The sequence below is a fragment of the Ideonella sp. WA131b genome, assembly GCA_023657425.1.
Taxonomy (GTDB): domain Bacteria; phylum Pseudomonadota; class Gammaproteobacteria; order Burkholderiales; family Burkholderiaceae_C; genus Rubrivivax.
This window is the reverse complement of record JAGTJW010000001.1, coordinates 479,571-492,319: the sequence shown is the minus strand read 5'-3', so window position 1 is coordinate 492,319 and position 12,749 is coordinate 479,571. Positions and strand designations below refer to the sequence as shown.

Below are 12,749 nucleotides of genomic sequence, written 5' to 3'. Positions count from 1 at the left end.
TCCGTACCTTTCGCACCCGGAGCCTGACCATGGTCCAACTGCCCACCCAACTGCTGATCGATGGTGCCTTCGTGGCCGGCGAGGGCGAGGCCGAGCGCGTGCTCGACCCCGCCACTGGCGAACTGCTGGTGGCGCTGCCCGAGGCCAGCACCGAGCAGGTCCACAAGGCCGTGTCGGCCGCGCACCGCGCCTTCGAGGCCTGGAGCGAGACGACGCCGATGGAGCGCAGCCGAATGCTGCTGAAGCTGGCGGATGCCATCGAAGCGCGTGCCGAGGACTTTGCGCGGCTGGAGAGCCTGAATTGCGGCAAGCCCTACGCCCGCGCCCTGGGCGACGAGATCCCGGCCGTTGCCGACTGCTTCCGCTTCTTTGCCGGTGCCGCGCGCACGCTGCAGGGGCCGCTGGCGGGCGAGTACCTGGCCGGCCACACCAGCATGGTCAGGCGCGATCCGGTGGGCGTGGTCGGCTCGATCGCGCCCTGGAACTACCCGCTGCTGATGGCGGCGTGGAAGACCGCCCCGGCACTGGCCGCCGGCAACACCGTGGTGCTCAAGCCGAGCGAGCAGACGCCGCTGAGCAGCCTGCTGCTGGCGCAGGTGGCGGCCGATGTCTTTCCGAAGGGGGTGCTGAACGTCATCACCGGCCGCGGCGGCAGCGTCGGGCAGCCGCTGGTGGAGCATCCCAAGGTTGCCATGGTGAGCGTGACGGGCGATGTCGCCACCGGCCGCAAAATCCTGCAGGCCGCGAGCGGCTCGCTCAAGCGCACACACCTCGAACTCGGTGGCAAGGCGCCGGTGATCGTGATGGACGACGCCGACCTCGCGGCCGTGGTCGAGGGCTTGCGGGTCTTTGGCTACTACAACGCCGGCCAGGACTGCACCGCCGCCTGCCGCATCTACGCCGGCGGCAAAGTCTACGAAAAGCTCGTCGCCGACCTGACCACGGCCGTGCGCGGCATCAAGATGGGTCTGCAGGACGAGGCCGATGTCGAGATCGGCCCGCTCATCAGCGACCGCCAACGCAACCGCGTGGCCAGCTTCGTCGAGCGCGCCCAGATGGCCGGGCACATGGAGATCACCACCGGCGGCAAGCCCCGCGTCGGTGCCGGCTTCTTCTACGAGCCCACCGTGATTGCCGGCGCGCGCCAGGAAGACGAGATCGTCAAGCGCGAGGTCTTCGGCCCGGTGGTGAGCATCACGCGCTTCACCGACACCGAGCAGGCCATTGCCTGGGCCAACGACAGCGACTACGGCCTGGCCAGCAGCGTGTGGACGCAGGACGTGGGCCGCGCGATGAAGGTCGCGAAGAAGCTGCAGTACGGCTGCACCTGGATCAACACGCACTTCATGCTCGTCAACGAGATGCCGCACGGCGGCCTGAAGAGCAGCGGCTACGGCAAGGACATGAGCCTCTTTGCGCTGGAGGACTACACGGTGCCCCGGCATGTGATGGTGAAGTTCTGAGGCACGCCCACGCTCCTAGGCGCGGACCCCGACCTTGTCGAACTGAGCCGAAGCTGCCGGTCTTTGGGCTGCAGTCAGCCGTCAGCGGCCGATTGCGGCGACTTGATGTGGGACCTCTCCAGACCGTCACCCGTCAAACTTGCCGTGCCGGCCTGCTCCGGCCGAAAAGCGGCTCGAACCGGCCAAGGTCTCGCCGCTCTCGATGGTCGCGAGTCCCCGGCGTATCTCGTTGGCGGTGGCGCCGGCATCGTCCAGCCCGTGGTGCTCCAGCAGTGAGAGCCGGTCGTTGCGCAGCCCGGCTTGCGGAAAGCCCACCAAGGTCTTCGCCAGCGTCATGGCTTCTGCCAGCGCCGAGCCGTCATCGACCACCCGGGTCACCAGTCCGATGGCCAAGGCCTCGTCCATCGCCACCGGCCGGCCCGTCAGGATGAGATCAAGGGCCCGCCCCTCGCCAATCAGCCGCGGCAAGCGAATGGTCCCAAGGTCCACCAGCGGCACGCCGAAGCGCCGGTTGAAGACGCCCATCACGGCCGAACGACCGGCCACTCGGAGGTCACACCACAGCGCGAGTTCCATGCCGCCCGCGACGGCGTGGCCTTCGATCGCGGCGATGACGGGCTTGCTCAAGCGCAGGCGTGTCGGTCCCATCGGCGCGAATTCGCCATCGGGCTCGACCGGCTTGCGCTCGCCGGCCGCCAGCGCCTGCAGGTCAGCGCCGGCGCAGAAGGTGCCACCCTCACCGGCGAGGATGGCCACGTCGCTGCGGTCGTCGGCGTCAAAGGACTTGAACGCCGCGATGAGCGAGCGCGCAGTCTCCAGATCCACGGCGTTGCGGCGAGAGACTCTCCGGATCGTCACCGTGGTCACCCGTCCGGCCGTGTGGATGGCAACGCCGGTGCTCACGCCACACCCTCGCCTGCAGCAGTCGACTTGTGGCCCTCCGGCGCCGGCGCCTTCAGGATCGTGCCTTGCGCCGCGGCACACAGCTTCTCCACGCCGTCGTGCAGCGCAAACACGTCGCAGCGGCTGACACCCTGTGTCCTGCCGGCGTTGAGGGTCCAGGCCCTGGCGACCAGCGTCTCGCCGAGGGCCGGCCTCAGGTAGTTGATCTTGATTTCCGCGGCGAGAAGCAGTTCCTCGGCGTTCATGGCGTGGTCCTCAAGAGAAGGCCTGCGAAGCAGGCGAGACCGGCGAGTAAGCGTGGTGGTTGTCGCGCAGCCATTGACCGGCGATTTCGCTGTGCATCTGGCTGGGATGAAAGTGCGGCATCAGGTAGGCCTTCCAGGGCTGCCGCAGTGCGGGCACCAGACCCTGCCGTCCGAACAGGAATCGGACCGCGCTCGCCCAGGTCGAAGGCCGCCACCAGGTGCCGTCGTGCCACAGGTTGTTGAACGTCTGGCGCGCCAGGTCGACCAGGAACAGGCGGGTGACGAGCCGGTAGTAGCGCACCCGCCAGGCGTCGCTGCCGCCCAGGGCCAGGTACACGTCGATGGCCGTGGACTTGTGTTCGATCTCTTCGCTGAAGTGCCACTGCCACATCGTGTTGATGCGCTGGTCGGTGCTGCACAGCCACTGCGGATGGGCCAGGCCCCACTCCGACAGGATGGCCGTGAGGTGCTCGGTGGCGGCCGTGATGCCCACGGCATGCCGCGGGTCGGCCAGGGCGGTCGTCGCCTGCCGCCTTTCGGCGCGCCCCTCCCAGTGGTTGACCAGACCTTGCGCTTCGAGATGACCATTGAACAGGTCATGGATGCGGCGATGCGTGGCTTCCTGGCCGACGAAGCCCCTGACCTCGGTGTCGAAAACCGCGCGCTGGTCGGGTGGCAGCGAGGACACGCCGCGCCTGACCGCGTCGATGAAGAACTGCTCACCTCGCGGAAAGCTCATCGACAAGGCATTGAAGAAGGCGGTGCGGAAGGCATCGCCGCCGCACCAGTGGCGGGGAATCGGCGAACCGAGGTCGATGTGGAGCCGACGGATGGTGAGTGCGCCCATGGTGGAACCCGAAGTGAAGGATCGTGCAGTCACAAGGCGGAGAAGTCGACGGCCTCGAGCCGCGACAAACTCTCGCCATTGCCGCGCAGGACCAGAAGCAGGGACGTGATCCGCGGCTGAATGGCGCCCACGAAGTCGAGTGCCATGGCCACCTTGTTGATGTGCCACGTGTCGGAACCAGACGCCGCGGCCAGCGCGATACGGGCCTGCATCCAGCCCATGACGCAGTGGCCCAGCAGCTCCAGGAAGGCCGGCGCCGCGTGTCCTGCGGTTTCGCGCTTGAACAGCGCATCCACGCCGAGATGCGCTGCCACCGCGGCGACCTCCTCGGCGCAGGACCGCAGCCAAGCCGCCAATGGCGACAGGCGCGGGTGCTGCTCGACCTGATGGGCCGTCTCGCTGAAGAGCGCGCCCAACAGCTTCAGCCGCGCGCCCTGATCGGCCAGCACCTTGCGGCCCAGCAGATCCAGCGCCTGGATTTCGTTGCTGCCTTCGTACAGCCGGCAGATGGCCTGGTCGCGCACGAGCTGTTCCATGCCCGTCTCGACGATGTAGCCCGAGCCGCCGAAGAGGCGCTGCGCGGCGCCGATGTGTTCGGCGGCCCGGTCCGAGAGATAGCCCTTCACCACCGGGGTGAGCAAGGCTGCCAGGTCGCCGGAGCGTCGGCACTCGTCGGGATCGGGATGATGCCGCTCCTGGTCCAGCAGCAGCCCGACCCAGGCCACCAGCGCTCGCGCGCCATCGATGAACTGCCTGTGTGCCAGCAGGGACCGGCGTACCAGGCTGTGGCTGATGATCGGGTCGGCCGGTAGCTGGGGCTGTGCCGCGCCTCCCAGCGCACGGCCTTGCAGGCGCGTCCGAGCGTGCTGCAAGGCGTTCTGGTAGGCGATCTCCGCCAGGCCCACGCATTGCACACCGACCTCGAGCCGTGCCGCGTTCATCAGGAGGAACATGCAGCGCAGCCCTTGCCCCAATTCGCCCACCAAGAAGGCGTGCGACCCTTCGAAGGCCAAGGCGCAGGTGGCATTCGCGCGGAGCCCGTGCTTGTGCTCCAGGCCGATCAGGCTCACGCCGTTCCGCTCGCCAAGCTGGCCGTCGATCAACCGCTGGCGCGACACCACGAACAGGCTGATGCCCTTGGTGCCCGCCGGTGCATCCGGGGTGCGGGCCAGCACGAGGTGAACGATGTTGGGCGTCAGGTCGTGTTCGCCGTTGCTGATGAAGCACTTCTGGCCCGACACCCGCCACGAGCCGGTGGCGTCCTGCATGGCCACGGTCTTCACGAGGCCCAGGTCGCTCCCGGCCTGCGGCTCGGTCAGGCACATCGTGCCGCTCCATTGGCCGCTGGCCAGGTGCGGTGCGAACATTGACAGCACGTCGGCACTGGCAAATCGCGCGAGGCAGGCCAGCACGCCTTCGCGCACATTGGCGAAGATGGAGAAGGCCAGATTGGCGGCAGCCAGGTTCTCGGTCGCCAGGGCGCCCAGGGCACGCGGAAAGCCCTGGCCGCCCAGGTGGGCCGGTACCGTGAGCGAGGGCCAGCCCGCCGCCACGTAGTCTCGATAGGCCTCGGGCCAGCCGGAAGGCGTCTCAACCTGGTCACCCTCGCGGCGACAGCCCTCGCGATCGCCACTGGCCGCCAGGGGCAGCAAGCGACCCACCGCAAACCGCGCCGCGGCTTCCAACACAGCCGTGGCGTCGGCGGCTTCGATCTGCGCGAACGCATCCCATTGCCGCCACAGCTCGGGGGCGCGAAGAACGTTCTCGAGCACAAAGCGCTGCTCCCGCAGAGGGGGGGCGAAGTCCAGCATGGTCGAGCTTTCCTGCGTGGCAGTCTTCACTCGCCCTTGAACACCGGCGCGCGCTTTTGCATCATGGCCATCACGCCTTCGCGAACATCTTGTGTCTTGAGCAGACCCATCAGGCGCGGCATCAAGGCGGCCATTGCGGCAGCTTCGCCCTCGGCGTACGCCTGGTGCGCCGACTGAATCAGCGCGCGCACGCCCAGTGGAGCCGCCTGGGCGACCTGCCGGGCCAGGGTCACGGCACGTTCGAGCAGCTGCGCAGCAGGCACCACCTCGCTGACCAGCCGCATGCGCAGGGCTTCGCTGGCCGAGAACTCTTCACCGGTCATCATGTAGCGCATGGCATCACTCCAGCCTGCGGCCCGGGTGAAACGTATGGAGGCGCCGCCGGAGGGCGTGATGCCGCGAAGCACCTCGGTCTGCGAGAAGCGCGCCGAGTCGGCGGCCAAGGCGATGTCGGCCGCCAGCAGCAGCTCCAGGCCCGCGGTGAAGCAGGCGCCCTGCGCGGCCACGATCAGCGGCTTGCGCCGCAAAGGGCCGGACACGGCAAAGGGGTCGAGCCCCTCGCTGGGGTAGCTCAAGGTGCCGCTGGCCATCTGGGGTGCGAGCGCCATCAGGTCCAGGCCCGCCGAGAAGTGCTCGCCGTGCGCGAACACCAGCGCGCAGCGCAGTTCGGAGCTGCGTTCGTACTCGCCGAGCGCCGACGACAGGTCGAAGAGCATCTCGGCGTCGAAGGCGTTTCGCTTGGCAACTCGGTTCAAGCCGATGAGAAACACGTTGTCGCGGCGTTCGCGGGTCACGGAACCGGCGGTGCTGTCGTTCATGGAGCCTGGGGTTTCTGACTGAGGTGGATCGATGCTAGGCAGGCAACATGGGGTGGACTAGATCGGGATCAGAGTACAAACCGGTTCCATGAGAGAGCCAATCGCGCCTGAATCGGCGGCCCTGCCCCAGCGCATCGATGCGGCGGCCGGGCTGGATGCCAATGCACTCGAGTTGTTCGCCCGCGTCGTTCAAGCGGGCAGCTTTGCGCGGGCGGCGCGCAAGCTGGGGCAGGAGCGCGCCGCGGTGAGCCGGCGCGTCGCCGCGATCGAGGCCCTGGTGGGCCAGCCCCTGTTCGCGCGGACCACGCGCTCGCTGGGACTGACCGAGGCCGGCAGGCGCTTGGCACAAAGCGCCCAGGCGGTCCTGGACGCCGCGGAAGCAGCGCGCAGCTCGCTGCGGTCGACACAGGCCAAACTGGCTGGTCGGCTGCGCATCACCTGCGGGCCCAGCCTGGGCCGCAGCATGCTGGCGCCGGTCCTGGCGGAATTCCAGCAGTTGCACCCCCCCCTGAGCTACGAACTGATCTTCACCGATCGACGCGTCAATCTGCTGCGCGAAGGCATCGATGTGGCCTTTCGCATCACCCGGAAACCGCCCGAGGACCTGGTGGCGCAGCGCGTGCTGCCCTTCCGCATCAGCGCCTACGCTGCGCCGGGACGGTTCGAATCGCTCTCCTCTCCTGCCGCGCTGGCCTCACGCCCGTTGCTCTTGTTCGGGGCCGCGCGAGACACACCGACAACGCTGCTGTGGCGCCTCGGCCATCAATCCCAGCCCGTGCAGGTCTCGGGTGTGGCCTACAGCGATGATCTGGACGGCTTGATCGCCTTGGCGGTGGCAGGCGCCGGTGTCGTCATCACGATGGACTGCTGCGTAGCCAGGCACATTGCCAGAGGTGAACTCGTGGACTTGCTGCCCGCTTGGCATCTTCCCTTGGCAGAAGGGGATGCGGTTCACGCGCTGACTTTGCCCATGCCGGAGGCCTCGGAGAGCGCACGCGCCTTGGTGAGGTTTGTGTCGGAACGATGGCTGCATGGCGTGCAGGGTCCCTCGACACCTGATCGGAGCCATGTGGCTGTCTTGTGAGGCTTGCGGGCTTGTGCCGCCCGCAGCTCATTGACGACCCATCGCGTGCACCGATGTGGTCAAGTGCGCGACGGAGCGAGCGCAGAAAACCTTCGTGGCAAATCGCGCTGCTGTACTGGCCTTGCCGCAGGACCGCGTGCCGCTTGACGAGTTGGCCGCCGCCGGGCACGGGCTAATCATGGTGATGGGCAAGGGCGGTCTGGGTACGACGACGGTCGCCGCGGCCCTGGCCATGGGGCTGGTCCAGTGCAGCAATTCCGTGCACCTGATCGCCACCGATCCGGCAGCCCATCGGGCGGAACGCTGAGCGGCGACATGCCGGGATCGAACGTGAGCCGCATCGACCCGAAGGACAAGACGCAGCGCTGCATCGACAAGATCATGGCGGCCAGGTTCCCCAAAGCTCGACGCGGCCGAGCAGGCGCTGCTGCCGGAAGACCTGCAGTCGCCCTGCACCGAAGAGGTGGCCGTCTTTCGTGCGTTCTCAGGCATCGTCAGCCAGGGCCACAGCGCCTTCGTGGTGCTGGACACCGCACCCAAGGGGCACTCGATGTCGTTGATGGACGCGATCGGCGCCACCCACTGGCAGATGACGCGGGAGTTCGAGGGCCACGGCCCCTTCCACATTTTGCTGCGGCCTTGTCGTTCGCCGAAGCCGCTCTTGCCGTTGCACTGGCATTCCAGAACCAGAGCCGGCCCGAGCGCAGCGAACGATTGAACCGGCGCACGGCGCGCTGAGGCGCGCCACATCGTCAGGTTGCCGGCATGCTGCCGGTCACGACTCGACGGCATGCAGCCAAGATGCTGTTCACGCGCTCTGCCGCCACAGTGGGGCCAACGAAGGCGGTTGTTCGGGCCAGGCGCGCGCCGCGGTAGCGAGGGTGCAAGCAGTCGTCTGTACCCGCCTCATCCTCCTGATGGCCTGCACGCGGTGGATGGTGTCCGCACGGTGTCCGCGGACATGGTTTGGCGCAGCGACTTCCAGGGACAAGGCCGTGGCACAGGCTTTGCTGTAAAGAGGGCATGTCCGCCCCCATTCCCTCCACCGCAGGCCAGGATCGTGCGCTCGCCGCCCCGTCCGCCTGGCGCCGCCGTTGGCCCTGGCTGGGCGCCCTGCTGTTGCTGATGGCCTTGGCGCTGCTCGCCGGCTTGCGGCACGAGCGCTGGGGCACACCGCGCGTTCCTCTGGAGCGCCTGACCGTGGCCGCGGTGACCGTGGCGCCGCTGGTGCGCGAGGTGAATGCCGAGGGCCGTGTGGTCGCCGGCACCAGCCTCAGTCTCGTGGCCCCTGCCACCGGCACCGTGGTTTGGCAGGTGCAGGCGGGTGACGCGGTGCAGGCCGGTCAGCTTCTGGGCAAGCTCAGCAGCCCGGAGCTGGAGGCCCGTCTCTCGCAAGAACGTACCCATGCGGATAGCCTGGCCGCCGACTTGCGGCGCGCGGGGGCCGAGGCCGCCAGCAGCCGTGGTGCAGCCCAAGCCCAGGTGGCCACGGCTGAGCTGGCGCTGCAGGCCGCGCAATGGCTGGAAAAGCGCCAGCGAGTGGCGCTCGACGCCGGCGCCAGTAGCGCCTTGCAATGGGAAGCGGCACGTGATGCGCTGGCACGGGCTCGCATCGAACTCGACCAGGCGCGCCAGTCGGCCACGCTAAAGACCGAGGCGCTGAAGTACGAGCTGGAGGCGCGTCAAGCGCTGTTCCAGCGAGCCACCACGCAGGCCCAGGAGCTGGCACGCCAGGCCGGCTTGCTGCAGCTGCGGGCGCCACAGGCCGGCGCCATCGGCCAACGCCTGGTGGGCGACGGCGCCACCGTGGCGCGTGACGCGGTGCTGCTGACACTTGTGGACCTGACACGCTTGGACGTCCAGCTGCAAGTGCCCGAAAGCCTGGTGCGCGATCTGCAACTGGGCCAGCAAGGCGAGGTGATGGTGGCCGGCAGGCCGGTGGCGGCGTCGCTCGTCGCGCTGTCGCCCGAAGTCGTCAACGGCGAGGTCGCAGCGCGGCTGCGTTTTGCCGATGGCCGCCAGCCGGCCGACCTGCGGCAGAACCAGCGCCTTTCCGCGCGCGTGCTGCTGGAGCGTCGCGACGCTGTGCTGGGTGTGCAGCGCGGCCCCTTCATTGAGCAGGGCGGTGGGCGTCTGGCCTGGGTGCTGAAGGACGGCGTGGCGCTGCGCCGTGCGGTTCAGCTGGGCGCTCAGTCGCTCGATCGGGTGGAAGTGAAAGCCGGCCTGCAGGCCGGCGAGCAGGTGGTGGTCGGTGGGCTCGAATCCCAGCCGGCCGATACGCAAACCGTCATCGTGAGTCGCTGATGCTGAAGATGCAACAACTGGGCAAGGCCTACCGGACCGAGCTGATCGAAACCCATGCGCTGCGCGACTTCGACCTTGAAGTCAAGGCCGGCGAGTTCGTGGCCGTCACCGGGCCTTCCGGCTCGGGCAAGACAACCTTCCTGACCATCGCCGGCCTGCTCGAGTCGCCCACCAGCGGCCGCTACGAACTTGACGGCGAAGACGTCAGCCGCCTCAGCGACAACGCCCGCAGCCGCTTGCGCAACGAGAAGATCGGATTTGTCTTCCAGGCCTTCAACCTGATCCCGGATCTGTCAGTGGTCGACAACCTTGAGGTACCGCTGCGCTACCGCGGAGTGAAGCCCGATGAACGCCAACGCCGCGCGCGGCAGGCGCTGGAGCGTGTCGGCCTGGAAGCCCGTGCCAGGCACCTGCCCGGCCAACTGAGTGGCGGACAGCAGCAGCGTGTGGCGATTGCCCGGGCGCTGGCCGGCAGCCCGCGCTTTTTGCTGGCCGACGAGCCCACCGGCAACTTGGACACGCAGATGGCGCGCGCAGTGATGGATCTGCTGGAAGAGCTGCACCGCGAGGGCACGACTCTGATCATGGTGACGCACGACCCGCAGCAGGCGGCGCGTGCGCAGCGCAACGTGCACATCGTCGACGGCCAGGTCGTTGACGGCCGCTTGCAGCGCGAGGTGCTGGTGTGAGGTGTGGGCCGCTGAGGCTGGGGCTCCTCGCGCTGGCCGCCACGGTGGCCGCAGCCAGCGCCCAAGCTGCTGCCGATGCGCTGAATCTGCTCGCGCTGCACCAACGTGCCGAGCAGCAAGCGCCGCAGATGCACAGCGCTGAGGCCGCACGCGCGGAACAGCAGGCACTGGTGGCGCTGGCCGGCAGCCGCCTCGGGCCGCAGCTGGCGCTGCAATGGGATCGCACCGGCGGCAGCAGCGCCCAGGGGCCGCAGCAAGGCACGCTGAGCCTGAACCAACCGCTGTTGCAGGCCGAACAGTGGCTGGCCAAACGCGCCCAGCAGCAGCGCCTGGCCGCCCGCGAGCTGGACGCCGATCACGCCGCGCAGCAGCTGCGCCAGCTGAGCGCCACGCTCTACGTGCAGTGGCATGCGCAAACCCAACTGCTGGCCACCCAGCAGCAGCTCGCCCAGGCCTATGCGCAAGAGGCCGCACGAATGCAGGTGCGTCTCCGCGAAGGCCTGGCCGCGGCCGTGGACTGGCGCCAGAGCCAGAGCTTTCAGTGGCTGGCCGAAGCCAACGCCCGCGGCGCCGCGCAGCAATTGGGCGCACTGCGTCACCAGCTGGTGGCGCACAGCGGCGATGCAGCACTGCTCGATGCGCCACTGGTGCCGCTGGCCGCACAGGCGCTGCCACCGGTGCCGGACAGCGCCAGCGCGCTGAGTGCGCCGCTCATCAACTCGTTGCGCCGCGAACAGGCGGCGCGCGAAGACGAACTCGGCGCCGCGCGCCGCGCCGGCTGGCCGCAGCTCAGCCTGGCGGTCCAGGCGCAGCGCGACCTGCAGGGTCCCACGGGCCTCGCGTCCCGCAAGAGCTGGCAGCTGGAGCTGCGCTTGCCGCTGTGGGATAGCGGCGAACGCGCCGCCGGCCGTGCTGCCGCGCAGGCCCGCCTGGCCACCAGCGCAGCTTTGCTGAGCCAGGCCGAGCGTGAGCAGCAGCGGTTGCTGGCCACCGCGCTGGAGCGGCTGGACGCCGCGCGCGAGCAGCACGCCACCGCCCAGGGCGCGCTCGAAGCCGCGGCGCAAGCAGTCAGTGCGATGCGAGTTGGCCAGGAGCAGGGCAGCCGCAGCACCAGCGACGTGTTGCTGGCGCTGCAGACCCAGACCCAGCTGCGCCAACTGGCCGCACAAGCGCAGGCCGATGCCTGGGTGGCCTGGATCGAAGCCCTGGCCGCCCAAGGCCGCTTCGACGCTGCCGCGCTCCTGCTCTTGAACACCTTTCTGGAGACCCGTTGATGTTCGCCGACCACCTGCGCACCGCCCTGCGCGCGCTGTGCGCCAGTCCAGTGCTGACACTGCTGATGCTGCTGGCCCTGGGCCTGGGCATCGGCGCCTGCATGACCACGCTCACGGTCTATCGCGTGCTTGCCGCCGACCCCATCCCAGGCAAAAGCCAGCTACTCTACGAAGTGCAGATCGACGCCGGCGACCTGGTCGACTACACGCCCGGGGAGGAGCCGCAGTTCCAGCTCACCCGCTTCGACGCCGAGGCCCTGCTGCGCGAGGCCCAGGCGCCGCGCCAGACCCTGATGAGCGGCGCCAACCTGGGGGTGGTGCGAGAGACGCCCGGCGCGGAGCCCTTTTTTGTCGAGGCGCGTTATGCCAGCAGCGACTTCTTTGCCATGTTCGAAGCGCCGTTGGCGCAGGGCAGGAGCTGGACGCTCGAGGAGGACCGCGACGCCGCACGGGTCGTGGTCATCGGCAGCGAACTGGCGCGCCAGCTCTTCGGCGACGAGACGACCGCAGTGGGTCAGCCCGTGCAAGTGCGCGGCCAGAGCTTTCAAGTGATCGGCGTCATGAAGCCTTGGCCGCTGAGCCCCATGTTCTTCGACTTCACCATCGGCCCTTACGGCCGCAACCAGCAGCTGTGGCTGCCCTTCAGCAGCGCGATGGCGGCCAAGTTCGGCCGCAGCGGCAACATGAACTGCTGGGGCGACGGCGCCGGTGCTGACGGCCCGCTCGGCCTGAAGGCTCAGTGCGCCTGGGTGCAGTACTGGGTCGAGCTGCCGAACGCGCAGGCGGCCGCAAGCTACAAGAACTACCTGGAGCGCTACAGCGAAGCGCAACGCACCGCAGGTCGCTTTCAACGCCCGGTGAATGTGCGGTTGCGCAACGTGCCGCAGGTGCTGGACCACTACCGCGCCGTGCCCGACGACGTGCGCTTGCAGGCCTTCCTGGCCTTTGGCTTCCTTGGCGTGTGTTTGGTCAACATGGCCGGCCTGCTGCTGGCCAAGACCTTGCGCCGCGCTGGCGAGATCGGCATCCGCCGCGCGCTCGGCGCCAGCCGACGCACCGTGTTCACACAGTTTCTCGTCGAGGCCGGGCTGGTCGGGCTGCTGGGCAGCGCGCTGGGCGCGCTGTTGAGCTTGGCCGGTCTGTGGGCGGTGCGCCAGGGCCCCAGCAGCTACGCCCAGCTGGCGCAGATGGACCCGAACCAACTCGGCTTGACCCTGCTGCTGGGCCTGGCTGCGGCGCTGCTGGCGGGTTTGCTTCCGGCCTGGCGCGCGACGCTGGTCAGCCCCGCGCAGCAACTGAAGGTGCAATGAA

Annotated in this window: 11 protein-coding genes and 1 pseudogene; 7 read left to right on the top strand and 5 right to left on the bottom strand. The window is 68.8% G+C overall.

All coding sequences use genetic code 11. The annotated features are described in order from the left end of the window. Positions 1–50: 50 nt before the first annotated feature. Entirely contained in the window at positions 51–1,463 is a 1,413-nt protein-coding gene (locus tag KA711_02325; protein ID MCM0607820.1) for a gamma-aminobutyraldehyde dehydrogenase, read from the top strand. 126 nt (positions 1,464–1,589) lie between these two features. Here the strand turns inward: KA711_02325 and KA711_02320 are convergent, their stop codons facing one another. The 5 genes from KA711_02320 to KA711_02300 are packed head-to-tail and all read right to left on the bottom strand — an operon-like array spanning position 1,590 to position 6,087. Next, positions 1,590–2,366 carry a crotonase/enoyl-CoA hydratase family protein gene (locus tag KA711_02320; protein ID MCM0607819.1) on the bottom strand — a complete coding sequence of 259 codons (777 nt, stop codon included), beginning with the start codon at positions 2,364–2,366 and terminating at the stop codon, positions 1,590–1,592. Further along, the gene (locus KA711_02315; GenBank protein ID MCM0607818.1) at positions 2,363–2,611 is read right to left on the bottom strand and encodes a PaaI family thioesterase; all 249 of its coding nucleotides are present in this window, start codon (positions 2,609–2,611) and stop codon (positions 2,363–2,365) included. The genes KA711_02320 and KA711_02315 overlap by 4 nt, the downstream gene beginning before the upstream one ends. A 10-nt stretch (positions 2,612–2,621) precedes the next feature. After that, positions 2,622–3,458: a metal-dependent hydrolase gene (locus tag KA711_02310; protein MCM0607817.1), complete on the bottom strand. Its 837-nt coding sequence runs from the start codon at positions 3,456–3,458 to the stop codon at positions 2,622–2,624. A gap of 29 nt (positions 3,459–3,487) precedes the next feature. Further along, complete coding sequence (locus KA711_02305) at positions 3,488–5,269, bottom strand: acyl-CoA dehydrogenase (GenBank protein ID MCM0607816.1); 1,782 nt, start codon at positions 5,267–5,269, stop codon at positions 3,488–3,490. A gap of 26 nt (positions 5,270–5,295) precedes the next feature. Next, positions 5,296–6,087: a crotonase/enoyl-CoA hydratase family protein gene (locus KA711_02300; protein MCM0607815.1), complete on the bottom strand. Its 792-nt coding sequence runs from the start codon at positions 6,085–6,087 to the stop codon at positions 5,296–5,298. A gap of 172 nt (positions 6,088–6,259) precedes the next feature. Here KA711_02300 and KA711_02295 point away from each other — a divergent pair, with 172 nt between their 5' ends. The 6 genes and pseudogenes from KA711_02295 (at position 6,260) to KA711_02270 (ending at position 12,748) form a co-directional block, all read left to right on the top strand. Beyond that, complete coding sequence (locus tag KA711_02295) at positions 6,260–7,171, top strand: LysR family transcriptional regulator (GenBank protein ID MCM0607814.1); 912 nt, start codon at positions 6,260–6,262, stop codon at positions 7,169–7,171. Between the two features lie 178 nt (positions 7,172–7,349). Then, positions 7,350–7,889 (top strand): annotated as a pseudogene (locus tag KA711_02290) (hypothetical protein). Between the two features lie 305 nt (positions 7,890–8,194). Continuing rightward, positions 8,195–9,475: an HlyD family efflux transporter periplasmic adaptor subunit gene (locus KA711_02285; GenBank protein MCM0607813.1), complete on the top strand. Its 1,281-nt coding sequence runs from the start codon at positions 8,195–8,197 to the stop codon at positions 9,473–9,475. Continuing rightward, complete coding sequence (locus KA711_02280; protein ID MCM0607812.1) at positions 9,475–10,164, top strand: ABC transporter ATP-binding protein; 690 nt, start codon at positions 9,475–9,477, stop codon at positions 10,162–10,164. The genes KA711_02285 and KA711_02280 overlap by 1 nt, the downstream gene beginning before the upstream one ends. Further along, positions 10,161–11,438 carry a TolC family protein gene (locus tag KA711_02275; GenBank protein ID MCM0607811.1) on the top strand — a complete coding sequence of 426 codons (1,278 nt, stop codon included), beginning with the start codon at positions 10,161–10,163 and terminating at the stop codon, positions 11,436–11,438. Before KA711_02280 ends, KA711_02275 begins: the two co-directional genes overlap by 4 nt. After that, positions 11,438–12,748, top strand: a complete 1,311-nt coding sequence (locus KA711_02270; GenBank protein ID MCM0607810.1) for an ABC transporter permease — start codon at positions 11,438–11,440, stop codon at positions 12,746–12,748. The genes KA711_02275 and KA711_02270 overlap by 1 nt, the downstream gene beginning before the upstream one ends. The last annotated feature ends 1 nt before the right edge of the window (position 12,749 follow it).